The sequence below is a fragment of the Pseudomonas sp. TE3644 genome, from assembly GCF_056278815.1.
On sequence record NZ_JBWBQF010000001.1, the window covers coordinates 4,366,056 to 4,389,567 of the forward strand.

The window sequence follows — 23,512 nt, forward strand, 5'->3', positions numbered from 1 at the left end:
CGATTACGCGGCGCCCTGGCCTTCGGCCAGGAAGAACCAGGTCTCCAGCACCGAGTCAGGGTTCAGGGACACGCTTTCGATGCCCTGTTCCATCAGCCATTTGGCCAGGTCCGGGTGGTCGGAGGGGCCCTGGCCGCAGATGCCGATGTACTTGCCCGCCTTGTTGCAGGCGGCAATGGCACTGGCCAGCAGCTTCTTGACTGCCGGGTTACGCTCGTCGAACAGGTGCGCGATGATGCCCGAGTCGCGGTCCAGGCCCAGGGTCAGCTGGGTCATGTCGTTGGAGCCGATGGAGAAGCCGTCGAAGAATTCCAGGAATTCATCGGCCATCAGTGCGTTGGACGGCAGTTCGCACATCATGATCACGCGCAGGCCGTTGACGCCACGGCCCAGGCCATTCTCAGCCAGCAGGTCGACCACCTGGCTCGCCTCGCCCAGGGTGCGCACGAACGGCACCATGATCTCGACGTTGGTCAGGCCCATGTCGTTGCGCACACGCTTGAGGGCGCGGCACTCGAGCTCGAAGCACTCGCGGAACGACTCGCTGATGTAACGCGAGGCACCACGGAAGCCCAGCATCGGGTTTTCTTCTTCAGGCTCGTACAGCTTGCCGCCGATCAGGTTGGCGTATTCGTTGGACTTGAAGTCCGACAGGCGCACGATGACCTTTTTCGGCCAGAACGCGGCGGCCAGGGTGCTGATGCCCTCGACCAGCTTGTCGACGTAGAAGTCCACCGGTGCGCTGTAACCGGCGATGCGCTTGTCGACGCTGTCCTTGATGTCGGCTGGCAGGCCGTCATAGTTGAGCAGCGCCTTGGGGTGCACGCCGATCATGCGGTTGATGATGAATTCCAGACGGGCGAGGCCGACGCCTGCGTTTGGCAGTTGGGCGAAGTCGAAGGCGCGATCCGGGTTGCCGACGTTCATCATGATCTTGAACGGCAGGTCCGGCATGGCGTCTACGGAGTTTTTCTTGATGTCGAAGCCCAGTTCGCCTTCAAAGATATAGCCGGTGTCGCCTTCGGCGCAGGACACGGTCACGCCCTGGCCATCGACCAGCAGCTGGGTGGCGTTGCCACAGCCCACGACGGCCGGAATACCCAGTTCACGGGCGATGATCGCCGCGTGGCAGGTACGGCCGCCACGGTTGGTGACGATGGCACTGGCGCGCTTCATCACCGGTTCCCAGTCCGGGTCGGTCATGTCAGAGACCAGCACGTCGCCTGGCTGGACCTTGTCCATCTCGGACACGTCCTTGATGATGCGCACGCGGCCGGCGCCGATGCGCTGGCCGATGGCACGGCCTTCCACCAGCACGGTGCCCTTCTCTTTCAACAGGTAACGTTCCATGACGTTGGCCTGGGAGCGGCTTTTCACGGTTTCCGGGCGGGCCTGCACGATGTACAGCTTGCCGTCGTCACCGTCCTGGGCCCACTCGATGTCCATCGGGCACTGGTAGTGTTTCTCGATGATCATGGCCTGCTTGGCCAGCTCGCTGACCTGGGCATCGGTGAGGCAGAAGCGCGCGCGCTCGGCCTTGTCGACGTCGACGGTCTGCACCGACTTGCCGGCCTTGGCCTCGGCGCCATAGATCATCTTGATGGCCTTGCTGCCCAGGTTGCGGCGCAGGATGGCCGGACGGCCCGCTTCCAGGGTGTGCTTGTGCACGTAGAATTCGTCAGGGTTGACCGCGCCCTGCACCACGGTTTCGCCCAGGCCGTAGGCGCCGGTGATGAACACCACGTCACGGAAGCCCGATTCGGTGTCCAGGGTGAACATCACGCCTGCGGTGCCGGTTTCCGAGCGCACCATGCGCTGCACGCCAGCAGACAGGGCGACCAGCTTGTGGTCGAAGCCCTGGTGCACGCGGTAGGAAATGGCGCGGTCGTTGAACAGCGAGGCGAACACTTCCTTGGCCGCACGAATGACGTTTTCCACGCCGCGGATGTTCAGGAAGGTTTCCTGCTGGCCGGCGAACGAGGCGTCGGGCAAATCTTCGGCAGTAGCGGAGGAGCGCACGGCCACGGCGATGTCCGGGTTGCCCTTGGACAGTTCGGCGAAGTGGGTGCGGATCTCGGCGTTCAGTTGCTCGGGGAACTCGGCGTCCATGATCCACTGGCGGATCTGCGCGCCGGTCTTGGCCAGGGCATTCACGTCATCCACGTCCAGGGCGTCCAGCGCCGCATGGATCTGAGCGTTGAGGCCGCTCTGTTCGAGAAAATCGCGGTAAGCCTGAGCCGTAGTGGCAAAGCCACCGGGTACCGATACGCCGGCACCGGCAAGGTTGCTGATCATCTCGCCAAGGGATGCGTTCTTGCCCCCCACATGCTCAACATCGTGTTTGCCGAGCTTATCGAGGGAAACTACGTACTCTACCAAGGTGATCTCTCCACTAACTGTGTTGGAAAAGCTCAGGACCCGTACAGCTCCCACATGGGAGGGTGCCGAGTGTTTATGGCCTGGACCCGGAAAATAAGTGAGAATGCCGGACAATCAAGGCCGACAAATCCGGCCTATCATATCCAAGAATCGTCACCAGCTTAAGGCCCAAGGCGCAAATGAAACGATCTGCTTTCTTTATCTCCGACGGCACTGGTATCACTGCCGAAACGCTGGGCCAGAGCCTTCTGGCTCAATTTGAGAACATTACGTTCAACAAGTTCACCAGGCCCTACATCGACAGCGTCGACAAAGCCCGGACGATGGTCAAGCAGATAAACGATTCAGCCGAGCGCGACGGCGTGCGTCCGATCATTTTCGATACCATCGTCAACCAGGACATCCGTGAAATCCTGGCGACATCCAATGGCTTCATGATCGACATCTTTTCCACCTTCCTGGCCCCGCTGGAGCAGGAACTGACTGCCCATTCGTCCTATTCGGTGGGCAAGTCCCATTCCATCGGGCACAACTCCAACTACATGGAGCGCATCGAGGCGGTGAATTTCGCCCTGGACAACGACGACGGCGCACGCACGCACTACTACGACAAGGCTGACCTGATTCTGGTCGGTGTTTCGCGTTGCGGCAAGACACCGACGTGCCTGTACATGGCAATGCAGTTCGGTATTCGCGCAGCCAACTACCCGCTGACCGAAGATGACATGGAAAGGCTGCAATTGCCTGCGGCGTTGAAAGCCCATCAGCACAAGCTGTTCGGCCTGACCATCGACCCCGACCGCCTGACCGCCATCCGCCACGAACGCAAGCCCAACAGCCGGTATTCCAGCTTTGCGCAATGTGAATTCGAGGTGCGCGAGGTGGAAAACCTGTTCCGCCGCGAGAATATTCCCAACATCAATTCCACGCATTTCTCGGTGGAAGAGATTTCCGCCAAGATTCTGGTGGAAAAAGGCGTGGAACGGCGGTTCAAATAATCCGCCCGACACCGGAACCGCGCCGCCTGCATCGCGACCAAGGTCGGCTCCTACGCGGTCCGTGGTAGCAGCCGACCTTGGTCGCGATACAGGCGACGCGGTTCAACGACATCAAGGGGTCACAAACAAATCCATGAACCGCTGCACCGCCAGCGCTTCAAAACGCTCCTGATCGCGGCACGCCTCCAATATCTGCAAACACCGCTGCGGCACAAAGCGCGTGGCCAGGTGCGTGCGAAACTTGTCCAGCAACAACGGCATGCCCTCCGCCCGCCGGCGCCTGTGCCCCAACGGGAACATCACCTCTACATTCTCCGTGCTGCTGCCATCCCTGTAGAACACCTGCACGGCATTGGCGATGGAGCGTTTGTCCGGCTCCAGGTATTCGCGGCTGTACACCGGGTTTTCGACGATCTGCATCTTGTCGCGCAACTGATCGATGATCGGGTGCGCGGCATGGAAGGCGTCTTCATAGTGCTCAGCCACCAGGCTGCCGAAGGCCAGCGGCACCGCCGTCATGTATTGCAGGCAATGGTCGCGGTCGGCGGCGTTGGCCAGCGGCCCCACCTTGGAAATGATCCGAATCGCCGATTCATGGGTGGTGATGACAATGCGATCGATCTCGCTGAGGCGCCCGCGCACCAGCGGGTGCAGGGCGATTGCCGCCTCGCAGGCGGTCTGGGCATGGAATTCGGCAGGGAAGCTGATCTTGAACAGCACGTTTTCCATCACGTAGGTGCCAAACGGCCGCGCCAGGCGAAACTGGCGCTGATCGTCGGGTTTGAGTGCCAAATCCTTATTGGTGTGGCTGAACAGCACGTCGTAGAAGCCCCACTGTGGCGCACCCAACACGCCGGGAATGCCCATCTCGCCGCGCAGGGCAATGTCGGCCAGGCGCACCCCGCGGCTGCTGGCATCACCCGCGGCCCAGGATTTGCGCGAACCGGCATTCGGCGCGTGGCGATAGGTGCGCAAGGCCTGGCCATCGACGAAGGCATGGGACAGCGCCGACAGCAGTTGCTCGCGATTGGCCCCCAGCAGCCAGGCACTGACCGCCGTGCTGGCGACCTTGACCAGCAGCACGTGGTCCAAACCTACGCGATTGAAGGAGTTTTCCAGCGCCAGCACGCCCTGAATCTCGTGGGCCATGATCATCGCCTCCAGCACCCGGCGCAGGGTCACCGGCGCCTCCCCCGCCGCCACCAGGCGCTGAGACAGGTGGTCGGCCACCGCCAGGATCGCCCCGACATTGTCCGACGGGTGCCCCCACTCGGCGGCCAGCCAGGTGTCGTTGAAGTCCAGCCAACGCACGATGCAACCGATGTCCCAGGCCGCCTTGACCGGGTCCAGGCGAAAGGACGTGCCCGGCACCCGTGAGCCGTGGGGCACGATTGTGCCTTCCACCAGCGGCCCCAGGTGCTTGGTGCATTCTGGAAAGCGCAGGGCCAGCAAGCCGCAGCCCAGCGTGTCCATCAGGCAATAGCGCGCGGTGGTCAACGCCTCGCCGGGCTGCACCTGGAAGGTCAGCACGTAGTCGGCGATGGCCTGTAACATCGGCTCATAATCCGGCCGGGTATTGGCGTCTGCGTTCAGGTTCATGGTATTTGGCTTCCGTGAAGGTCCGATACCCCGGTAACCCTAGTTAAAACCGGCGCCGGCGCAATGCTGGCGGCTTGCCCTGCCCCGTTTCGCCCACCGACCCTGCGCTGGCGTCATAAAACCATCATGCTAGAATGCGCCGCCCGCGCCGTGGGCGCCGATTTTCGGGAATCATGACCATCAAGCCCCTGCACAGCCTGCTCTGCCTGCTTTTCGTGCCAGGTCTGGCAACCGCCGCCCCCAAGACCGTCTACGGCCTGAACGAATACGCACGCCTGGACGATATCGACCTGGAAGTGGCGGCCAAGCTCGACACCGGCGCCAAGACCGCCTCGCTCAGCGCCCGCGACATCAAGCGTTTCAAGCGTGACGGCGAATCATGGGTGCGGTTTTACCTGGCCATCGACTCGGCCCACAGCCACCCCATCGAGCGCCCGCTGGCCCGGGTCAGCCACATCAAGCGCCGCTCCGGCGACTACGACCCCGAACAGGGCAAACATTACACCGCACGCCCGGTGATCAACCTGGACGTGTGCATGGGCAGCGAACTGCGCGCCATCGAAGTCAACCTCACCGACCGCAGCGCCTTCCAATACCCGCTGCTGATCGGCAGCGACGCGCTCAAGCACTTCGATGCGCTGGTCGACCCCAGTCTAAAATATGCGGCTGGCAAACCTGCCTGCAGCAATGACGCTCATACCGCAGAGTAATTCCAATGCGCTCGCTTACCCTCCATCTGAAGGTTCTCATCGCTGTCCTGGTTACCCTGGGCCTGGCGGTCACGGCCTATCAGATCTTCGTGCTCGGCATCCCGGTGACCGAGGACGAGACGGACGACCTGTGGAACATCGACGCCAAGGTCGAATTTGTCGCCAGCCCCAAGGACCCGGTCAAGATCCAGATGTTCGTACCGCCGCTGACGCGCGACTACGTGAGCCTCAACGAGAGTTTCATCTCCAATAACTACGGGGTTAACGTCAACCGCGTGGACGGCAACCGCAAGGTCACCTGGTCGGCGCGCCGCGCCACCGGCAACCAGACCCTGTACTACCGCCTGGTACTGACCAAGCGCTACAGCAGCGAAAAGCCCAAGATCAAGGGCCCCACGTTCCGCGACAGCATGGCCATCGACGGCCCCGAAAAGATCGCCGCCGAAGCCCTGTTGGCGCCGATCCGCCAGCACTCGGCCGATGTCGAGACCTTCGTCAGCGAAACCATCAAGCGCGTCAACAACCTGAGCGACGACAACGTCAAGCTGCTGCTGGCGGGCGACCCGTCCACGGCGCACAAGGCCAGCATCGTCGACCTGCTGCTGTCCATCGCCCACGTGCCGATGGAAAAGGTGCACACCATCCGCCTGGTGGCCGACCAACCGCAAGCCCCGGAACTGTGGCTGCGCAGCTTCAACGGCAGCCAGTGGCTGTACTTCAACCCCGACACCGGCGAACAGGGCCTGCCCAGCGACCGCCTGCTGTGGTGGACCGGCGATGAAAACCTGATCAGCGTCGAAGGGGGCAAGAAGGCCCTGGTGACCTTCACCCTGAACAACAGCGAGATGAACGCCATCCGCCTGGCCAAGCTGACCGACGCCAACACCGACGCCGATTTCCTCGAATACTCGCTGTACAGCCTGCCGCTGCAGACCCAGCAGACATTCATGATCATGGTGATGATCCCCATCGGCGTGCTGGTGATCCTGATCCTGCGCAACCTGATCGGCCTGCAGACCCTGGGCACCTTCACCCCGGTACTGATCGCCCTGGCGTTCCGCGAGACCCAGCTGGGCTTCGGCATCGCGTTGTTCACGGTGATCACGGCCCTGGGCCTGACGCTGCGCTCCTACTTGGAACACCTGAAGTTGCAGATGCTGCCGCGTCTGTCGGTGGTGCTGACGTTCGTGGTGGTGCTGATCGCGGCCATCAGCCTGTTCAGCCACAAGCTGGGGCTGGAGCGCGGTCTGTCGGTGGCGCTTTTCCCCATGGTGATCCTGACCATGACCATCGAACGCCTGTCGATCACCTGGGAAGAACGCGGCGCCAGCCATGCCATGAAAGTGGCGGTGGGCACCCTGTTCGCGGCCTCCCTGGCGCACCTGCTGATGACCGTGCCGCAACTGGTGTACTTCGTGTTCACCTTCCCGGCCATCCTGCTGATCATGGTCGGGTTCATGCTGGCCATGGGGCGCTACCGCGGCTATCGCCTGACCGAACTGCTGCGCTTCAAGGCCTTCGTCAAGGCGGATTCCTGAATGTTCGGCCTGATCAAGACCTGGAAAGCCCTGCACGCGCGGGGCATCATGGGCATCAACCGGCGCAACGCCGACTACGTGCTCAAGTACAACAAGCGCAGCCTGTACCCCATCGTCGATGACAAGATCATCACCAAGGAACGGGCCATCGCCGCCGGCATCCACGTGCCGGAAATGTACGGGGTGATTTCCACCGAAAAGGAAATCAGCCAGCTGGGCAGTATCATCGGCGGGCGCAGCGACTTCGTTATCAAGCCCGCCCAGGGCGCGGGCGGTGACGGCATCCTGGTGATCGCCGACCGCTTCGAAGACCGCTACCGCACAGTGTCGGGGCGCATCATCAGCCACGATGAAATCGAACACCAAGTGTCCAGCATCCTTACCGGGCTGTATTCCCTGGGCGGCCACCGCGACCGAGCGCTGATCGAATACCGCGTCACCCCCGACCAGATCTTCCGCAGCATCAGCTACGAAGGCGTGCCCGACATCCGCATCATCGTGCTGATGGGCTACCCGGTGATGGCCATGCTGCGCCTGCCCACGCGCCAGTCCAACGGCAAGGCCAACCTGCACCAGGGCGCCATCGGCGTAGGCGTGGACCTGGCCACCGGCGTGACCCTGCGCGGTACCTGGCTGAACAACATCATCAGCAAGCACCCCGACACGGCCAACGCCGTGGATGGGGTGCAACTGCCCAACTGGGATGGCTTCATGAAGCTGGCGGCCGGCTGCCATGAGCTGTGCGGGCTGGGGTACATCGGGGTGGACATGGTACTGGACCAGGACAAGGGGCCGCTGATTCTGGAGCTCAATGCGCGGCCAGGCTTGAATATTCAGATTGCCAACGACTGCGGGTTGAGCCATCGCACCGAGGCGGTGGAGGCGCGGCTGGCGGAGCTGGCCAGCGAAGGCCGGGTGGAGACCGTTGAAGAGCGGGTGCGCTTTACCCAGCAGCTGTTTGGCCACGTGCCTGCCTGAAATACCGCGTCGCCCTCATCGCGAGCAAGCTTTGCTCCCACAGATTAAAAGCTGAAATTGCGTTCACCCTGTGGGAGCAAAGCTTGCTCGCGATGAGGCCGGCCGCCGCTACACACAAGGTAAGGACAGGTCTACAATCGCTCTCCTCGCTTTTTGATGGTGTTTCACCGCGCGCATGTCGACCTGTACCGTACACCCCCTGCCCTACACCCCCGACCCCGCCCCCTGGTTCGCCGCGATCCGCCACGCCCCCGGGGCAGTGCTGCTCGACAGCGCCCGGCCAACCGCCGAGCGCGGGCGCTTCGATGTGCTCAGCGCCTGGCCGCGCGAAACGTTGCGCGCCAAGGTCGACGAAGGCGGTGAGGCTTATCTGCAGCGGTTGCGTGAGGCGCTGGCCAGGCTGGGCGCCGCGCAGCTGCCGGACGGGCTTGAGCTGCCCTTCGCCGGCGGCCTGATCGGCTACCTGAGCTATGACTTCGGCAGGCGCCTGGAACATTTGCCCAGCGTTGCCGTGGATGACCTGCAACTGCCCGACGCGCAACTGGGCCTGTATGACTGGGCGCTGATCAGCGACCACCAGCTGCAGACCAGCCAACTGATGTTCCACCCAACCCTGGACGCTGCGCAACGCCAACGTTTGCTGCAACTGTTCCAGCAGCCTACAGACGCCCCTGGCGCACCCTTCCACCTCGACGCGCCGATGCGCCCGGACCTGGGCCCCGCACAGTATCGCCAGGCCTTCGATCGTATCCAGGCCTACATTGCCGCCGGCGACTGCTACCAGGTCAACCAGACCCAACGCTTCCGCGCGCCGTGCCAGGGCGATCCATGGTCCGCCTACCAGGCCTTGCGCAAGGCCTGCCCCACACCCTTCTCCGGTTACCTGACGCTGGAGGGTGGTGGCGCGATCCTCAGCCTGTCGCCCGAACGTTTCGTGCAGGTCAGCGATGGCCACGTGGAAACCCGGCCAATCAAGGGTACTCGCCAGCGTGATGCCGACCCTGTGCGTGACGCCGCAGCCGGCCAGGAACTGCTGGGCAGCCTCAAGGACCGCGCGGAAAACCTGATGATCGTCGACCTGCTGCGCAACGATCTGGGCCGCACCTGCAAGATCGGCTCGGTGCGCGTGCCGGAGCTGTTTGCCCTGGAGAGCTACCCCAACGTGCACCACATGGTCAGCGCGGTGGTGGGTGAGCTGGCTGAGGGCAAAGACTGCCTGGACCTGATCGGCGGCAGCTTCCCCGGCGGCTCGATCACCGGTGCGCCGAAGATCCGCTCGATGCAGATCATCGATGAGCTGGAGCCGGCCCGTCGTGCCATCTACTGCGGTTCGCTGTTGTATGTGGATGTTCGCGGGCACATGGACAGCTCCATCGCCATTCGCAGTTTGCTGGTGAAGGATGGGCAGGTGAGCTGCTGGGGTGGCGGCGCGATTGTGGCGGATTCCGAGTGGGAATCGGAGTACGCCGAGTCGGTGTTCAAGGTTCAGGTGTTGATGGATACCCTGGCCGCCCTGTAGCCGCTGCCGAAGGCTGCGCTGGTCCTCGTATGCACTGAATATCTGCAGTGGGCACACGGGCCAGCGCAGCCTGGCGGCAGCGGCTACAGGTGCCAGACAGGCCAAGTTGGCCATTTTTTTGTTACCATCGGCAACAAATGAGCGCCCAAGCGCCGAATGAACTAGGAAGCCGCCTGATGAGCCTGAACCTCGACGTCGCCGAACTCGCCGCGACTTACGCCAACAAGTCCCCACAAGACATCCTCAAGCTTGCCTTCGAGCACTTCGGTGACGAGCTGTGGATTTCCTTCAGCGGCGCCGAGGACGTGGTCCTGGTGGACATGGCCTGGAAGCTGAACAAGAACGTCAAGGTGTTCAGCCTGGACACCGGCCGCCTGCACCCCGAGACCTACCGTTTCATCGATCAGGTGCGCGAACACTACAACATCACCATCGAGCTGGTGTCGCCCGACCACACCAAGCTTGAGCCGTTCGTGAAGGAAAAGGGCCTGTTCAGTTTCTACAAGGACGGCCACGGCGAGTGCTGCGGCGTGCGCAAGATCGAGCCGCTGCGCCGCAAGCTGTCCACCGTCAAGGCCTGGGCCACCGGCCAGCGCCGCGACCAGAGCCCCGGCACCCGCAGCCAGGTGGCGGTGATGGAGATCGACGGCGCGTTCTCCACCCCCGAGCGTGCGCTGTACAAGTTCAACCCGTTGTCGCAGATGAGCAGTGAGGAAGTGTGGGGCTACATCCGCATGCTAGAGCTGCCGTACAACAGCCTGCACGAGCGCGGCTTCATCAGCATCGGCTGCGAGCCGTGCACCCGCCCAGTGCTGCCCAACCAGCACGAGCGCGAAGGCCGCTGGTGGTGGGAAGAAGCCACGCAGAAGGAATGCGGGCTGCATGCAGGCAATCTGATCCAGAAAGCCTGAAGCAAAAAAACCGGCCAGATTGGCCGGTTTTTTTATGGCGGGTCGCTTGTAGCCGCTGCCGCCAGGCTGCGCTGGCCCGTGTGAACCCTGAATATCTCCAGCGGGGCTCAGGACCAGCGCAGCCTGGCGGCAGCGGCTACAGCGGTGGGCGGGGGATCAGTGCACCGGCAGCTCGACGCCGTCGAACAGCTCTTCCAGCTCCTGCTTGTTATGGCACTGGATGGCCTTGGCCATCACGTCGCGGGTCAGGTGCGGGGCGAACTTCTCGATGAAGTCGCACATGAAGCCACGCAGGAAGGTGCCACGGCGGAAACCGATCTTGGTGATGCTCGCCTCGAACAGGTGGTCAGCGTCCAGCATCACCAGGTCGCTGTCCAGCTTGGCGTCCACGGCCATCTTGGCCACGATGCCCACGCCCAGGCCCAGGCGCACGTAGGTCTTGATGACGTCGGCGTCGGCGGCGGTGAACACTACTTTCGGGGTCAGACCGCGGTGGCTGAAGGCTTCGTCCAGCTTGGAACGGCCGGTGAAACCGAACACGTAGGTCACGATCGGGTATTCGGCCAGCACTTCCAGGGTCAGCTTCGGCACCTTGGTCAGCGGGTGGCCCTGTGGCACTACCACGCAGCGGTTCCAGCGGTAGCACGGCATCATGATCAGGTCGCCGAACAGCTCCAGCGCCTCTGTGGCGATGGCGAAGTCGACGGTGCCGTCGGCGGCCATCTCGGCGATCTGCATCGGCGAGCCCTGGTGCATGTGCAGCGCCACGTCCGGGTATTGCTTGATGAAGTTGCTGATCACCGGCGGCAGCGCATAGCGTGCCTGGGTGTGGGTGGTGGCGATCGACAGGGTGCCTTTCTTCTCGTTGGAGAATTCCTGGGCGATCTGCTTGATGCTTTCCACCTTGCGCAGGATCTCGCCGGCGGTGGTGATGATGCGCTCACCGGCCGGGGTCACGCGGGTCAGGTGCTTGCCACTGCGGGCAAAAACCTCGACGCCCAGCTCGTCTTCCAGCAGGCGGATCTGCTTGCTGATGCCGGGTTGCGAGGTGTAAAGGCTTTGCGCTGTCGCGGAGACGTTGAGGTCGTGGTGCGCTACTTCCCAGATGTAGCGCAGTTGTTGAAGCTTCATATGTATCCCTCAAAGCAGGTAGACGCCAACAGCGACGAGTTATAACTATATTAATGGTCTGGGTAATAAATCTAGAACTTTTTATCAGAATTTACACGCAGGGCTCGCTTCAGGCCTTGCGCCGACCCAGCTGCTGGGACAACGGCACCATGTAAACCGGTACCGGCGAGAGCTGCAACACCCGCGCTGCCGTACGCCCCAGGGGTATGTCGGCCCCGGCGCCGTGGCTGTGGCTACCGACAATCAGCAGGTCGACCGCCAGGCGCTGAGCCTGGTCGAGGATGACCTGCGCGGGGTCGCCCTGGCGTACGCGCACGGCGGTAATCAGCGCCAGATCCTGCTGCCCCTCGCCCAACTCTTCACGGAAGCCGTCCAGCACCTTGTGCTCGATGCCCGCCATCATGGTGCTCAAGCCTTCGCTGTGCAGCTCATTGAGCGTCGGTTCGTCCAGGTAGCTCTGCAACACCGATTCGGCAAACAGCCCCATCGGCTCCACAGCATGGATCACGTACAGGTCGGCCTTGAAGGTGCGCGCCAGCGCCAGCGCATGTTGCATCACATAGGGGGCATACAGGCCCAGATCAGTGGCATACAGCATCGAACGGATCATGTGATCTCCTCGACTGCCAAAACGGCAGAGCTTGCTCAAGCTTAGCAGCGCCCCTTGCAGTCCGACGGCCCGCTCATAACCTTAGCGTTGGTCTTCAGATCAACTGCTCAGGGCAATTCGTCGGGGGCACGCGCCAAAGCCTTGCGCACCTCATGATCGATTTCACCGCCCAGCAGGCGTGCGCTGATCGCCCCATGAAATTGCCCCTCATGCACAACAAACATTGCCGGCAGGTGAAAGACCTCGTACCGTTGCACCGCCCCGCCATTGTCGCCGGCATCGATCCAGCACAGGCGGTCCAGGGCCAGCCCCATGCCCGGCAGCTCGCGACGGGCCACCCGGCAACTGGCACAGCCGGCACCGGTAAAAATCAGCAACGAGGTGCCCGGCGCATCCAGTAGTTGATGATCTATAGTCAAATCAGTCAGTTCCAGTTGCGGCATCTCCCCTTGGGGGCGTTCGTCAATCAATCGACACTCGGAGCCAGTGTTCATGGGTCGTTTTCTTCCTCATCCTTTCGATGTTGCCGTTGAGTTGAACCTGTGTCACCGCCCCGCCCTGTCCACCCGCCGGTTGCATGTCGTCAGCCTGGGCGGCGTGGCGTGCCAGCATCACCGCGCCTATCGCCGCGGCACCGCCGTGGACCTGAGCATGCCCACCCTGGGCAACGGCGTGCGCTACCAAGGCTACGTGGCCTGGTGCCGCAAAACCCCACAAGGCTACCTGGTGGGCGTGGCCTTCACCGACGAACAGACGCTGTTTGGCGCGCGCATGGGCGAGCAGGTGTGCCAGATTCAGCAATACTGCGAAATACAATCGCCGTTTTCCGACAGCGTGGAAAGCATTGATGCGCTGGCCCGCCAGTGGGTGGAGCGCCACGCCGCCGAGTTTTCCCAGGCCAGCCTGAGCGACGCGCCCTTGTAAGCGCTTCAACGCATTTCTACAGCGCCCCATTGTCGCACCCCCCAGGTTCGCGCTAAGGTTCGGCTCCCCGCTGCGCCTAAAATAAGCTGTGCTCCGCCGCGCGGGGATCGCTGGCGGCCGGCACCCGTGACCTGACGAGTAACACGATGGCTGATTTACCGATCGACGACCTCAATGTCGCCTCCAACGACACCCTGATCACCCCTGACCAGCTCAAGCGTGACATCCCGCTGAGCCCGGCCGCCCTCAAGACCGTGACCCAGGGCCGCCAAGTGGTGCGCGACATCCTGGACGGCAAGGATCACCGCCTGTTCGTGGTCATCGGCCCCTGCTCGATCCACGACATCAAGGCTGCCCACGAATACGCCCAGCGTCTCAAGGCCCTGGCCGCCGAGGTCAGCGACACGCTGTACCTGGTGATGCGCGTGTACTTTGAAAAGCCACGCACCACCGTGGGCTGGAAAGGCCTGATCAACGACCCGTACCTGGACGACTCGTTCAAAATCCAGGACGGCCTGCACATTGGCCGCCAGTTGCTGCTGGACCTGGCCGAAATGGGCCTGCCCACCGCCACCGAAGCCCTGGACCCGATCTCGCCGCAGTACCTGCAGGACCTGATCAGCTGGTCGGCCATCGGCGCGCGCACCACCGAATCGCAAACCCACCGCGAGATGGCCTCGGGCCTGTCCTCGGCCGTGGGCTTCAAGAACGGCACCGACGGCGGCCTGACCGTGGCCATCAACGCCCTGCAGTCGGTGTCCAGCCCGCACCGCTTCCTGGGCATCAACCAGGAAGGTGGCGTGTCGATCGTCACCACCAAGGGCAACGCCTACGGTCATGTGGTATTGCGCGGCGGCAACGGCAAGCCCAACTATGACTCGGTCAGCGTGGCCGTGTGCGAACAGGCGCTGAACAAGGCCGGCATTCGCCCCAATATCATGGTCGACTGCAGCCACGCCAACTCCAACAAGGACCCGGCCCTGCAACCGCTGGTGATGGAGAACGTGGCCAACCAGATCGTCGAGGGCAACAACTCGATCATCGGCCTGATGGTGGAAAGCCACCTGAACTGGGGTGCCCAGGCCATTCCCAAAGACTTGGCCGAGCTGCAATACGGCGTGTCCATCACCGATGCCTGCATCGACTGGGAAAGCACCGAGAAAACCCTGCGCGGCATGCACGCCAAGCTCAAGGACGTGCTGCCCAAGCGCGCTCGCGGCTAAGGGCTGCACACATGAAAACGCCGGGGCATGCCCCGGCGTTTTAGTATCTGGCTGACCACCGACCCGTGTCAGGTCTTGGCAGCGTGGCGCTGATGGCGCTCCATGTAGCGCTCAACGTACGAGCACGACGGGATCACGGTGTAGCCCATGCGCTCGGCATAGGCCAGTGCCTGCTCGGTAAGCGCCGCGGCAATACCGCGGCCGCGCAACGCATTGGGCACGAAAGTACGGTAGATATCCAGGGTCTGTTTACCCAGGTCCATGTAGGTCAGGTAAGCACGATGACCGTCCACATTGGTCTCGAACTGATGACCTGCCTGGTCATGGTGGATGGACAACGCCTCGCTCATCACAACTCCTCGCGGGTCTTGGAATATGACCCTTACCTTACCGATGTTTTTCCGGCGAAGGAACCTCTACGCCACCCCGTGCCTGTTTCGACACAGAGACGAGCCTTGTCGTTCTCTTTTCAAATGAGCACGTGCACCAATAGTAGGCGCCGTTGCCACCGACACTCAAGATCCCCTTTGCGCCCCGTGCTGAAATAGCCTGACCGAACATCTGAAGGTGACATTGCCGAATGTTAAAGCTTTGACGAGCGCCGACACTTCAAGTCACTACTAGTTCAGTAAAAAACACTTTAGCAGGGTTTGCAGAACTGGCAGGGATGCTATTGCACTGCTTTATTAATCACCTGATGCGACATGACACAGATCACAGAATCTACCCCTGAGTCCCCCTTCCAGACGCCGGCGGTGGGGCCAAAGTAATGGCATTGTCTGGGAGTAAGAAGAATTTTTTTTGCTTCTTGCGTTAGGTCATTTTACTTACTACAAGTAATGGGTACTATGTATGCCGGCTATTTTCTCACTCACGAGAGATGGCTTTAAATAGAAAGTCCTTGAAGGGGATCACGATGAACAACGTTCTGAAATTCTCTGCTCTGGCTCTGGCCGCCGTTCTGGCCACAGGTTGCAGCAGCGCCTCCAAAGAAACCGAAGCTCGCCTGACCGCTACCGAAGATGCTTCGGCTCGCGCTCAAGCTCGTGCTGACGAAGCTTATCGCAAAGCTGACGAAGCTCTGGCTGCTGCCCAGAAAGCTCAACAGACTGCTGACGAAGCCAACGAGCGCGCTCTGCGCATGCTGGACAAGGCAAGCCGCAAGTAATAGTCCTTCGGGATTATTGCAAAGCCAGCCCACCTTTGGTGGGCTGGCTTTTTTTATGCCCGCGCCCCGCACCCCGAATTTGATCTTGCCGTTGCCGTTGCCGTTGCTTTGGCTTTTGATCTTGCTTTTGATCTTGATCTTGATCTTGATCTTGGCCCCGTTAAGCTCAGGCCCGACTGGAGGCGTTGCCCACGCGGCTGCCCGCAGGGCCCTTCGGCGCAGCCGAAGGAAACGGCAGCCCGCCCGCTTCTATAGCGGGTGCCGTTTAGCCGCGTGGGCGACGCCGGAGGGAGGGGACCCGAAGCGCAGCGTAGGGGCCGAGCTGGGGCGAGCCCTTTTTGGTTACTTTTTGGGGCGACTGCCAAAAAGTGACTCGCCGTAAGGGCGAAACGGTCGGTGGTCGCACCCGCAGCAATGGATATGCCCCCGAACGAAAAAGCGCGCTTCGAGGACGGTAAGCATATCCATTATCTAGGGTGATGCTGAATCACCTTTCCGCCCTTACGGCGGGTCACTTTTTGACAAACGCCTCAAAAAGTAACCAAAAAAGGCTTGCCCCGAGCCCGGTCCCTACGCTGCGCTCCGGGTCCCCTCCCTCCGACGTCGATCAAGCGGACGACGGCCCGGAATAGAAGCGCCTCCGGTTCCGTCTCCTTCAGCTACGCTGAAGGCCGCTTGATCGACGTCTCCGGTCGGCCCTGGGCTCTAACGGGGCATACAATCAAGATCAAAGGCCTCACGGAAGCAAAAGCGGTCCGCGGTGTAAGTGAGGACTTAGCCCCTCCCTGTTCCGCAGGCAAAAAAAGGGGAAACCCAATCAGCGGCTCCCCCCTTTTTTCAATCACCCTTCGGCAATCAATCCATCTTCTCCACCGGCACCTGCGGCGCAGGCGTCACCGGCAGATTGGAGATCACCGCATCGCTGGAAGACCCCGCCACCCCCGGCGCAGCAATTTCCACCGGCAAGCCGTCTTCGGTCGCGACCACATCACGCACCGTATCCCAGTTCATCTGCATGTGCGTGCCGGTCAAATCCGGACGGTTGAGCATGGCATTGATCACCGAAGTACGCTTGTCCACCGCCGAAGGATCACCCTTGGCATCCAGCGGGGTGTGCGCCTCGATGTAGATCTTGCCGCCACTGACACCAAACTTGTACGGCTCATTGATGATGCGCACCGGCGTACCCACCGGCACCATCTTGGAAAGCTCCAGCACGTTGAAGTTGTACATGCGGAAGCAACCATGGCTGGTGCGCATGCCAATGCCGAATTTCTTGTTGGAGCCGTGAATCAGGTAACCCGGAATACCCAGGGTGAACTTGAACGGGCCCAGCGGGTTGTCGGGGCCGGCTGGCACCACGTTGGGCAACGGGTCGCCGTCAGCGGCGTGCTCGGCCTTGATCGAGGCCGGCGGGGTCCAGGTAGGGTTGGGGATCTTGCCGGTGATCTTGGTTTGCGAGATCGGCGAACCCCAGCCCTCGCGGCCAATGCCGATCGGATAGGTGTAGACGACGTTCTGCCCCTTGGGGAAGTAGTACATGCGGTATTCGGGCAGGTTGATGACGATGCCTTCACGCGGGCCGGGCGGCAGGATGAAGCGCGTTGGCAGCACGATCTCGGTACCTGCGCCCGGCAGCCAGGCGTCAACGCCGGGGTTGGCGGCGATCATTTCCAGGTAGCCCAGGTCGTTGGCCTCACCCAGGTCGGCAAAGGTGTCTTCGTACTTGGCCTTGATCACCTGGACCTGGCCGACGATGTCTTCACCAGGTGGCGGGAGGGGGTATTCCAGTGCCGAAGCGGGACCAGCGGCGATCGCGGCGGTCAGGGCCAGGCAACGGGTGACGACGCTGAAGCGAGGCAACATCCGAGGATCCTTTGCAAATCGAGAGGGACAATCGGTCGATTGTACACTGGCATCCCGCCGTTCGGGGAGGTGCGCGGGCCGCGGTCTGATGAACGAAAAGTCAGCGGGGGCAGGTGTTAATTGGCCAGCTCGGGCCACACGGGGCGGGTGCCTTTTTTCTGCGCGTGCAGGATGGCCTTGCACAAGGGGCACAGGCGCTTGTCGCGAAAAATCGACGGCGCCAGGCTCGACCAGCGCGGTTGCGCCGGCAGCAGCGTGCCGCACAAGGTGCGATCGGCCGAACCGCCCAGCTCCAATTGGCGGGCGATCAGGTGCACACGAATTTCCTGGCACGCGAACAGATCGAGCTGCTCATCGGGCTCGATAAGTTGGTAGGCGAACAGGGACCAGGCAGGACGTGGCATTGGGGGCTCCAGAGCGGGGGGCGCCACATTAGCCGAAAGGCGGTCAGTAGAAAAGCGTCAAAGCAGCGGTTTTAGCTGCGGCCAGACATTTTCCAGCAACTTGCCCTGGGCATTTACCGCCGGGTGGATGCCATCGGCCTGCATCAACTCGGGCACACCCCCTACCCCTTCGAGGAAAAACGGCACCAGCGCCACCTTCTTCTGCGTCGCGACGTTGCCATACACCTGGGCGAAGGCATTGGTATAGCGCGCACCGTAGTTGGGCGGCAGTTTCATGCCCAGCAACAGCACCTTGGCACCGGCCGCCTGGGCCGCATCGATCATCCCTGCAAGGTTTTGTTGCAATTGCGCGGGCGGGTGGCCCTGCAGGCCATCGTTGCCGCCCAACTCGACAATCACCACGCTCGGCTTGTTGGCTGCAAGCAGCGCCGGCAGCCGCGCCTGGCCGTTTGCCGTGGTGTCGCCAGAGATCGAGGCATTGACCACCGAATCCTTGAAACCCTCGTGCTCAAGCCGTTGTCGCAACAAAGACACCCACCCCTTGCTGGTATCCAGGCCCAAACCGGCGCTGATACTATCGCCCACGACCAGCACGGTACCCGCCGCTGCGTTCTGCGCCAGCATCATCAGCGCCAGGCCAGCACTCAACCACCACACTCGCATCGGATTCTCCATGGGCCACAGCATCCTCAAAGCTCAGAACCTTAGCAAAGTGGTTCCCAGCGCGGAAGGTGAACTGACCATCCTGCATGAATTATCGCTGGACCTGCACAAGGGCGACAGCCTGGCCATCGTTGGCGCCTCGGGCTCGGGCAAGTCCACGCTGCTGGGCCTGCTGGCCGGCCTGGACCTGCCCAGCGTCGGCGCCGTCACCCTGGCCGGCCGCGACCTCAGCCAGCTGGACGAAGACCAGCGCGCCCGGGTACGCGCCGAGCACGTGGGCTTTGTGTTCCAGTCGTTCCAGTTGCTGGACAGCCTCAACGCCCTGGAAAACGTGATGCTGCCGCTGGAGCTGGACGGCCGCGCCGATGCCCGTGACACGGCGCGCAGCCTGCTGGAACGCGTAGGCCTGGGTAAACGCCTGACCCACTCGCCACGGCAACTGTCGGGCGGCGAGCAGCAGCGCGTGGCCATTGCCCGCGCCTTCGCCGCCGAACCCGACGTGCTGTTCGCCGACGAACCTACCGGCAACCTCGACAGCCACACCGGCGAGCGCATCAGCGACCTGCTGTTCGAGCTGAACAAGGAACGTGGCACCACCCTGGTGCTGGTCACCCACGATGAGCGCCTGGCACACCGCTGCCGGCGCCTTATCCGACTCGACGCGGGCCGCCTGGTCGGCCCTCTGGAGCCCTGATGGCCGGTTTGCCACTGACGCGCCTGTGCACCCTCGCCGTGCGCCAACTGCTGCGCGACGCCCGCGCCGGTGAATTGCGCGTGCTGTTTTTCGCCCTGCTGGTGGCGGTGGCCGCCAGCACCGCCATCGGCTACTTCGGCGCGCGCCTGAACGCGGCGATGATGCTGCGCGCCACTGAGTTCCTCGGCGCGGACCTGGTACTGCAAGGCACCACGCCCGCCCGCACCGAGCAAGTGCGCCTGGGCCGCGAACAAGGCCTGGACCATGCCCGGGTGGTGGAATTCGCCAGCGTGGTAGCCACTGACAATGGCATTCAGTTGTCGAGCATCAAGGCGGTGGATGACACCTACCCCTTGCGCGGCCAACTCAAAAGTTCAGCCCAGCCCTACGGAGAGGAAACGGCCGGTGGCCGTCCCGAGGCGGGTGAAGCCTGGGTGGAGTCGCGCCTGCTGGCGTCCCTGAACCTGAAGATCGGCGACAGCATCGACGTGGGCAACAAGACCCTGCGCCTGACCCGGGTGCTGACTTACGAACCCGACCGCGCCGGCAACTTCTACAGCCTCACCCCGCGGGTGATGATCAACGAGGCGGACCTGGCCGCCACCGGGGTGATTCAGCCCGGCAGCCGGGTGACTTTCCGCGAGCTGTGGAGCGGCAAGCCGACCGCGCTGGCTGCCTACGCGCAAACGGTGCAGGCGGGACTTGCGCCCAATCAGAAGCTGCAGGATGCCCGTGACGGCAACCGCCAGATCGGGGGGGCGCTGGGCAAGGCCGAGCGTTACCTGAACATGGCCAGCCTGGTCGCCGTGCTGCTGTCGGGCGTGGCCGTGGCCCTGTCCGCCAGCCGCTTCGCCAATCGCCGCTTCGACGCCAGCGCACTGTTGCGCTGCCTGGGCCTGTCACGGCGCGAAGTGCTGCTGTCGTTCTGCATCCAGCTGACCGTGCTGGGCCTGCTGGCGTGCGTCAGCGGCGCCCTGCTGGGGTGGCTGGCGCAACTGGGCCTGTTCAAGCTGCTCGAAGGCCTGCTGCCCAGCCAGGTACCGGGCGGCGGCGCCTTGCCGGCGCTGGCGGGCGTCGGTACCGGGCTGGTGGCCCTGGCCGGCTTCGCCCTGCCGCCGCTGGCGGCACTGGGCCGTGTGCCGCCCCTGCGCGTATTGCGCCGCGACCTGCTGCCGATCCCGCCCAGCACCTGGCTGGTGTATGGCCTGGCGATCCTGGCACTGGGGCTGATCATGTGGCGCCTGAGCCTGGACCTGCTGCTGACCTTTGCCCTACTGGCTGGCGGGTTGCTGGCCGCGCTGGTGCTGGGCGGCGTGTTGCTGCTGGGCCTCAACAGCCTGCGTCGCCTGCTGGCTGGCGCTTCGCTGCCCTGGCGCCTGGGCTTGGGCCAATTGCTGCGCCACCCGCTGGCCGCTGCCGGGCAATCGCTGGCGTTCGGCCTGATCCTGCTGTCGATGGCGCTGATAGCCCTACTGCGTGGCGAGCTGCTGGACACCTGGCAAAACCAGTTGCCCAAGAACGCACCCAACTTCTTCGCCCTCAACATCCTGCCCAGCGACAAGGACAACTTCGCCCAGCGCCTGAGCAGCTACTCGGCCCAATCAGCGCCGCTGTACCCGGTGATCCCCGGCCGCCTGACTGCAGTCAACGGCGCTCCGGTACGCGAGTTGGTCACCCGTGACTCGCGCGGCGAACAGGCCACCGAGCGCGACCTCAGCCTGACCTGGTCGGCCACCCTGCCCGCCGGCAACACCCTGACTGTGGGGCAATGGTGGAGCGCCACGCCCGACGCCGGCCTGCCCGGTGTTTCGGTGGAGGCCAAGCTGGCCGAGAGCCTGGCCTTGAAGCTGGGCGACACCCTGACCTTCAACATCGGCGGCAGCGAGCGCCAGGCAAAAGTCACCAGCCTGCGACAGGTCAGCTGGGACAGCTTCCAGCCCAACTTCTACATGATCTTCCAGCCGGGCACCCTTACGGACCTGCCCACTACCTACCTGACCAGTTTCTACCTGGCACCCGGGCATGACCAGCAGGTGGTGGAACTGGCGCGCGCCTTCCCGGCGGTGACGTTGTTGCAAGTGGAAGCCTTGCTGGAGCAACTGCGCAGCATCCTTGCCCAGGTCACCCTGGCCGTGGAGTATGTGTTGCTGTTCGTGCTGGCGGCGGGCATGACCGTACTGTTCTCCGGGCTGCAGGCCACCCTGGACGAACGCATCCGCCAGGGCGCCTTGCTGCGTGCACTGGGGGCCGAGCGGCGGTTGCTGGTGAAGGCACGGCGCATCGAGTTCGGGTTGCTGGGGGCGGCCAGCGGGGTATTGGCGGCCTTGGGCACGGAACTGATCAGCCTGGCGTTGTACCGGCTGGCGTTCGGGCTGCAGTGGCATCCTCATCCCTGGTTGCTGGTGCTGCCGTTGGTGGGGGCCCTGCTGATTGGCGGCGCAGGCGTGTTCGGCACCCGCCGGGCACTCAATGCAAGCCCGCTGGCGGTGCTGCGCGAGGCCTGAGAAATCGCGGTGCCTGCATCGCGGCCAAGGCCGGCTCCTACCACGGACGGTGTAGGAGCCGACTTTAGTCGCGATGCAGTCGCCCCGATCTACGCGTCACAGGCACCGCGATAACCCTGCAAGCCATCGCACTGATAGACTGCGCGCTGGTCAAGCACGGAGCCTTTCATGAGTCGTTATCGCCCACCCCGCAGCCATGGCACTGCCCTTATCACCCCGGAAGGCGAAGCGCGCATGCGCGCTGAACTGCATGAGCTGTGGCACGTGCGCCGGCCGCAGGTGACCCAGTCGGTCAGCGAGGCGGCCGCGCAAGGCGATCGCTCGGAAAACGCTGAGTACACCTACGGCAAGAAAATGCTGCGCGAAATCGATAGCCGCGTGCGCTTCCTGACCAAACGCCTGGAGAACCTCAAGGTGGTCAGCGAGCATCCCAGCGACCCCAACAAGGTGTACTTCGGTGCCTGGGTAACCATCGAGGACGAAGACGGCAACACGTCGCGCTACCGCATCGTCGGCCCCGACGAGCTGGACCTGAAGCTGAACCTGATCAGCATCGACTCGCCCCTGGCCCGCGCCCTGCTGGGCAAGGCGCTGGACGCGGAAGTCCCCGTACACACCCCTACGGGCGAGCAGCGAGTGTACGTGGTGGAGATCGAGTATCCCTGATCAGCGCAGCGTCACCAGCCCCTGACGCGCCACGCGGGTCAGGTGGCCAATCACACTGGCGGCATGCTCCGCTGCGGGCGACTGCACCACGGCCAGGTCAAAGCGATCATTGGCCAGGTGAGCCAGCGATTCCGCAGGGTCAATGAATTGGATCAGGAACGCGCTGGCCTTGCCGGCGCGACGCGGCCAGCCATCCAGGTAGCGCAACAGGGTTGGCTGATGCTGGCCAACCAGCAGGATACGGGGGCTGCGCGGCGCGGCACTGGCGGGCAGTGGCGTCAGGCAAACGATAGGACGGGGGCAACTCATGATGGTGTGTTCCAAGCCTCGCAAGTCCCGCTGGGCTGCGGTGGGAGGCGACACCGAACCAGCGTTTTAGCGGTATTTCGAACCCCCTGGAAAGGTGGTTCTGCGCCCCGCAAGTAGCTGTCTTAAATCGGCGCTTGAATGCCATCCTAGTGAAGCGATGGCATTTGTGTCAATCCGTCCATGGTGAAATTGCCATCACCGTCCTGGCGGGTTCTCACCCAGCGGCACCACGGCCACGGTCAGCCGCGAAATGCAGTTGAGCTTGCCCTGGTCATCCGTGAGGCGGATATCCCACACATGGGTGGTACGGCCGATGTGCACCGCCTTGGCCACCCCGGTCACCCGGCCGCTGCGCACGCCACGGACGTGGTTGGCGTTGACCTCGATGCCCACGCAGTAATGCGTGCTGGAGTCGATGCACAGGTAACTGGCCATGGAGCCGATGGTTTCGGCCAGCACCACCGAGGCGCCGCCGTGCAACAGGCCATAGGGCTGGTGGGTGCGATGATCCACCGCCATGCTGGCCGTCAGGGAATCGTCATCGACGGCTTCGAAGCGGATGTCGAGCACCTCGCCGATGGTATTTTTCTGCGCCTTGTTGAACTGCTCGAGGTTGGGTTGAATGCGCCACAGGCTCATGGGATAGGTCCTTTTTTCCAGAAATTCAGCGCCCACAGGCTGCTCAAACGCAGTGGGGCGGCCACAATCGACCGCCCCA

23 protein-coding genes are annotated in these 23,512 nt (G+C 63.0%); 12 read left to right on the top strand and 11 right to left on the bottom strand.

Features of this window, described 5'->3' with window-relative positions; all coding sequences use genetic code 11:
- Positions 1-3 precede the first annotated feature (3 nt).
- A complete protein-coding gene (gene ppsA / locus ACZ9GA_RS19105; protein WP_457361220.1) occupies positions 4-2,379 on the bottom strand; it encodes a phosphoenolpyruvate synthase in 2,376 nt (791 codons plus the stop codon).
- A 179-nt stretch (positions 2,380-2,558) separates the two neighbouring features.
- Between ppsA and ppsR the strand changes: the two genes are divergently transcribed.
- Complete coding sequence (ppsR, locus tag ACZ9GA_RS19110) at positions 2,559-3,377, top strand: posphoenolpyruvate synthetase regulatory kinase/phosphorylase PpsR (RefSeq protein WP_457361219.1); 819 nt, start codon at positions 2,559-2,561, stop codon at positions 3,375-3,377.
- A gap of 111 nt (positions 3,378-3,488) precedes the next feature.
- Here the strand turns inward: ppsR and prpD are convergent, their stop codons facing one another.
- Positions 3,489-4,976, bottom strand: coding sequence for a 2-methylcitrate dehydratase (gene prpD / locus ACZ9GA_RS19115; RefSeq protein WP_457361218.1), 1,488 nt, complete (start codon positions 4,974-4,976; stop codon positions 3,489-3,491).
- A 173-nt stretch (positions 4,977-5,149) separates the two neighbouring features.
- On the opposite strand from prpD, the gene rloA reads away from it, so the two are divergent.
- From rloA to ACZ9GA_RS19140, 5 genes are all read left to right on the top strand, one after another.
- On the top strand, positions 5,150-5,686 hold the full coding sequence (gene rloA, locus ACZ9GA_RS19120) for a retropepsin-like aspartic peptidase RloA (protein ID WP_027978495.1): 537 nt from the start codon (positions 5,150-5,152) through the stop codon (positions 5,684-5,686).
- A gap of 5 nt (positions 5,687-5,691) precedes the next feature.
- Positions 5,692-7,224, top strand: coding sequence for an osmotic stress tolerance membrane protein RloB (gene rloB, locus ACZ9GA_RS19125; RefSeq protein WP_457361217.1), 1,533 nt, complete (start codon positions 5,692-5,694; stop codon positions 7,222-7,224).
- Positions 7,225-8,202 carry an alpha-L-glutamate ligase-like protein gene (locus ACZ9GA_RS19130; RefSeq protein WP_457361216.1) on the top strand — a complete coding sequence of 326 codons (978 nt, stop codon included), beginning with the start codon at positions 7,225-7,227 and terminating at the stop codon, positions 8,200-8,202. It abuts the gene before it with no gap.
- 175 nt (positions 8,203-8,377) lie between these two features.
- Complete coding sequence (gene pabB, locus ACZ9GA_RS19135) at positions 8,378-9,721, top strand: aminodeoxychorismate synthase component I (RefSeq protein WP_457361215.1); 1,344 nt, start codon at positions 8,378-8,380, stop codon at positions 9,719-9,721.
- Between the two features lie 176 nt (positions 9,722-9,897).
- Positions 9,898-10,632: a phosphoadenylyl-sulfate reductase gene (locus tag ACZ9GA_RS19140; RefSeq protein ID WP_457361214.1), complete on the top strand. Its 735-nt coding sequence runs from the start codon at positions 9,898-9,900 to the stop codon at positions 10,630-10,632.
- Between the two features lie 156 nt (positions 10,633-10,788).
- On the opposite strand, the gene cysB is transcribed toward ACZ9GA_RS19140, so the two are convergent.
- From cysB to ACZ9GA_RS19155, 3 genes are all read right to left on the bottom strand, one after another.
- Entirely contained in the window at positions 10,789-11,763 is a 975-nt protein-coding gene (gene cysB / locus ACZ9GA_RS19145) for an HTH-type transcriptional regulator CysB (protein ID WP_457361213.1), read from the bottom strand.
- Positions 11,764-11,872: 109 nt separating this feature from the next.
- Positions 11,873-12,373 carry a universal stress protein gene (locus ACZ9GA_RS19150; RefSeq protein WP_457361212.1) on the bottom strand — a complete coding sequence of 167 codons (501 nt, stop codon included), beginning with the start codon at positions 12,371-12,373 and terminating at the stop codon, positions 11,873-11,875.
- 107 nt (positions 12,374-12,480) lie between these two features.
- Positions 12,481-12,867 carry a YbbN family protein gene (locus ACZ9GA_RS19155; protein ID WP_457361211.1) on the bottom strand — a complete coding sequence of 129 codons (387 nt, stop codon included), beginning with the start codon at positions 12,865-12,867 and terminating at the stop codon, positions 12,481-12,483.
- On the opposite strand from ACZ9GA_RS19155, the gene ACZ9GA_RS19160 reads away from it, so the two are divergent.
- Together ACZ9GA_RS19160 and ACZ9GA_RS19165 are read left to right on the top strand one after the other, a co-directional pair.
- Positions 12,866-13,297: a PilZ domain-containing protein gene (locus tag ACZ9GA_RS19160; protein ID WP_457361210.1), complete on the top strand. Its 432-nt coding sequence runs from the start codon at positions 12,866-12,868 to the stop codon at positions 13,295-13,297. The two genes, ACZ9GA_RS19155 and ACZ9GA_RS19160, sit on opposite strands and share 2 nt — an antisense overlap.
- 146 nt (positions 13,298-13,443) lie before the next feature.
- Positions 13,444-14,520, top strand: coding sequence for a 3-deoxy-7-phosphoheptulonate synthase (locus tag ACZ9GA_RS19165; protein ID WP_457361209.1), 1,077 nt, complete (start codon positions 13,444-13,446; stop codon positions 14,518-14,520).
- Positions 14,521-14,588: 68 nt separating this feature from the next.
- Here ACZ9GA_RS19165 and ACZ9GA_RS19170 read toward each other — a convergent pair whose 3' ends face one another.
- Positions 14,589-14,870 carry a GNAT family N-acetyltransferase gene (locus ACZ9GA_RS19170; protein ID WP_027978505.1) on the bottom strand — a complete coding sequence of 94 codons (282 nt, stop codon included), beginning with the start codon at positions 14,868-14,870 and terminating at the stop codon, positions 14,589-14,591.
- Positions 14,871-15,436: 566 nt separating this feature from the next.
- Here ACZ9GA_RS19170 and oprI point away from each other — a divergent pair.
- Positions 15,437-15,688: an outer membrane lipoprotei OprI gene (oprI, locus tag ACZ9GA_RS19175; RefSeq protein ID WP_008372139.1), complete on the top strand. Its 252-nt coding sequence runs from the start codon at positions 15,437-15,439 to the stop codon at positions 15,686-15,688.
- 855 nt (positions 15,689-16,543) lie between these two features.
- On the opposite strand, the gene ACZ9GA_RS19180 is transcribed toward oprI, so the two are convergent.
- The 3 genes from ACZ9GA_RS19180 to ACZ9GA_RS19190 form a co-directional block, all read right to left on the bottom strand.
- Complete coding sequence (locus tag ACZ9GA_RS19180) at positions 16,544-17,554, bottom strand: L,D-transpeptidase family protein (protein WP_457361208.1); 1,011 nt, start codon at positions 17,552-17,554, stop codon at positions 16,544-16,546.
- 116 nt (positions 17,555-17,670) lie between these two features.
- A complete protein-coding gene (locus tag ACZ9GA_RS19185) occupies positions 17,671-17,958 on the bottom strand; it encodes a hypothetical protein (RefSeq protein WP_027978507.1) in 288 nt (95 codons plus the stop codon).
- Between the two features lie 57 nt (positions 17,959-18,015).
- Positions 18,016-18,621, bottom strand: coding sequence for an arylesterase (locus ACZ9GA_RS19190; RefSeq protein ID WP_457361207.1), 606 nt, complete (start codon positions 18,619-18,621; stop codon positions 18,016-18,018).
- A 10-nt stretch (positions 18,622-18,631) separates the two neighbouring features.
- Here ACZ9GA_RS19190 and ACZ9GA_RS19195 point away from each other — a divergent pair, with 10 nt between their 5' ends.
- From ACZ9GA_RS19195 to greB, 3 genes are all read left to right on the top strand, one after another.
- Entirely contained in the window at positions 18,632-19,315 is a 684-nt protein-coding gene (locus tag ACZ9GA_RS19195) for an ABC transporter ATP-binding protein (RefSeq protein ID WP_457361206.1), read from the top strand.
- A complete protein-coding gene (locus ACZ9GA_RS19200) occupies positions 19,315-21,819 on the top strand; it encodes an ABC transporter permease (RefSeq protein ID WP_457361205.1) in 2,505 nt (834 codons plus the stop codon). Before ACZ9GA_RS19195 ends, ACZ9GA_RS19200 begins: the two co-directional genes overlap by 1 nt.
- Positions 21,820-21,987: 168 nt before the next feature.
- Entirely contained in the window at positions 21,988-22,485 is a 498-nt protein-coding gene (gene greB / locus ACZ9GA_RS19205; protein WP_457361204.1) for a transcription elongation factor GreB, read from the top strand.
- On the opposite strand, the gene ACZ9GA_RS19210 is transcribed toward greB, so the two are convergent.
- Both ACZ9GA_RS19210 and ACZ9GA_RS19215 read right to left on the bottom strand, forming a co-directional pair.
- Positions 22,486-22,794 (bottom strand): hypothetical protein, encoded by a 309-nt coding sequence (locus ACZ9GA_RS19210; protein ID WP_457361203.1) that lies wholly within the window; start codon positions 22,792-22,794, stop codon positions 22,486-22,488.
- Positions 22,795-22,989: 195 nt separating this feature from the next.
- On the bottom strand, positions 22,990-23,433 hold the full coding sequence (locus tag ACZ9GA_RS19215) for a hotdog fold thioesterase (protein ID WP_455926104.1): 444 nt from the start codon (positions 23,431-23,433) through the stop codon (positions 22,990-22,992).
- Positions 23,434-23,512 lie beyond the last annotated feature (79 nt).

Bases quoted from the DNA above. Each gene is read 5' to 3' on its own strand.
- ACZ9GA_RS19165 (WP_457361209.1), top strand. From the start codon at position 13,444: ATGGCTGATTTACCGATCGACGACCTCAATGTCGCCTCCAACGACACC.
- ACZ9GA_RS19200 (WP_457361205.1), top strand. From the start codon at position 19,315: ATGGCCGGTTTGCCACTGACGCGCCTGTGCACCCTCGCCGTGCGCCAA.
- oprI (WP_008372139.1), top strand. From the start codon at position 15,437: ATGAACAACGTTCTGAAATTCTCTGCTCTGGCTCTGGCCGCCGTTCTG.
- rloA (WP_027978495.1), top strand. From the start codon at position 5,150: ATGACCATCAAGCCCCTGCACAGCCTGCTCTGCCTGCTTTTCGTGCCA.
- ACZ9GA_RS19185 (WP_027978507.1), bottom strand. From the start codon at position 17,958: ATGCCACGTCCTGCCTGGTCCCTGTTCGCCTACCAACTTATCGAGCCC.
- ppsR (WP_457361219.1), top strand. From the start codon at position 2,559: ATGAAACGATCTGCTTTCTTTATCTCCGACGGCACTGGTATCACTGCC.
- ACZ9GA_RS19140 (WP_457361214.1), top strand. From the start codon at position 9,898: ATGAGCCTGAACCTCGACGTCGCCGAACTCGCCGCGACTTACGCCAAC.
- ACZ9GA_RS19195 (WP_457361206.1), top strand. From the start codon at position 18,632: ATGGGCCACAGCATCCTCAAAGCTCAGAACCTTAGCAAAGTGGTTCCC.
- ACZ9GA_RS19180 (WP_457361208.1), bottom strand. From the start codon at position 17,554: ATGTTGCCTCGCTTCAGCGTCGTCACCCGTTGCCTGGCCCTGACCGCC.
- ACZ9GA_RS19215 (WP_455926104.1), bottom strand. From the start codon at position 23,433: ATGAGCCTGTGGCGCATTCAACCCAACCTCGAGCAGTTCAACAAGGCG.
- prpD (WP_457361218.1), bottom strand. From the start codon at position 4,976: ATGAACCTGAACGCAGACGCCAATACCCGGCCGGATTATGAGCCGATG.
- ACZ9GA_RS19155 (WP_457361211.1), bottom strand. From the start codon at position 12,867: ATGAACACTGGCTCCGAGTGTCGATTGATTGACGAACGCCCCCAAGGG.
- pabB (WP_457361215.1), top strand. From the start codon at position 8,378: ATGTCGACCTGTACCGTACACCCCCTGCCCTACACCCCCGACCCCGCC.
- rloB (WP_457361217.1), top strand. From the start codon at position 5,692: ATGCGCTCGCTTACCCTCCATCTGAAGGTTCTCATCGCTGTCCTGGTT.
- ACZ9GA_RS19150 (WP_457361212.1), bottom strand. From the start codon at position 12,373: ATGATCCGTTCGATGCTGTATGCCACTGATCTGGGCCTGTATGCCCCC.
- ACZ9GA_RS19170 (WP_027978505.1), bottom strand. From the start codon at position 14,870: ATGAGCGAGGCGTTGTCCATCCACCATGACCAGGCAGGTCATCAGTTC.
- ACZ9GA_RS19160 (WP_457361210.1), top strand. From the start codon at position 12,866: ATGGGTCGTTTTCTTCCTCATCCTTTCGATGTTGCCGTTGAGTTGAAC.
- ACZ9GA_RS19190 (WP_457361207.1), bottom strand. From the start codon at position 18,621: ATGCGAGTGTGGTGGTTGAGTGCTGGCCTGGCGCTGATGATGCTGGCG.
- ACZ9GA_RS19210 (WP_457361203.1), bottom strand. From the start codon at position 22,794: ATGAGTTGCCCCCGTCCTATCGTTTGCCTGACGCCACTGCCCGCCAGT.
- cysB (WP_457361213.1), bottom strand. From the start codon at position 11,763: ATGAAGCTTCAACAACTGCGCTACATCTGGGAAGTAGCGCACCACGAC.
- greB (WP_457361204.1), top strand. From the start codon at position 21,988: ATGAGTCGTTATCGCCCACCCCGCAGCCATGGCACTGCCCTTATCACC.
- ACZ9GA_RS19130 (WP_457361216.1), top strand. From the start codon at position 7,225: ATGTTCGGCCTGATCAAGACCTGGAAAGCCCTGCACGCGCGGGGCATC.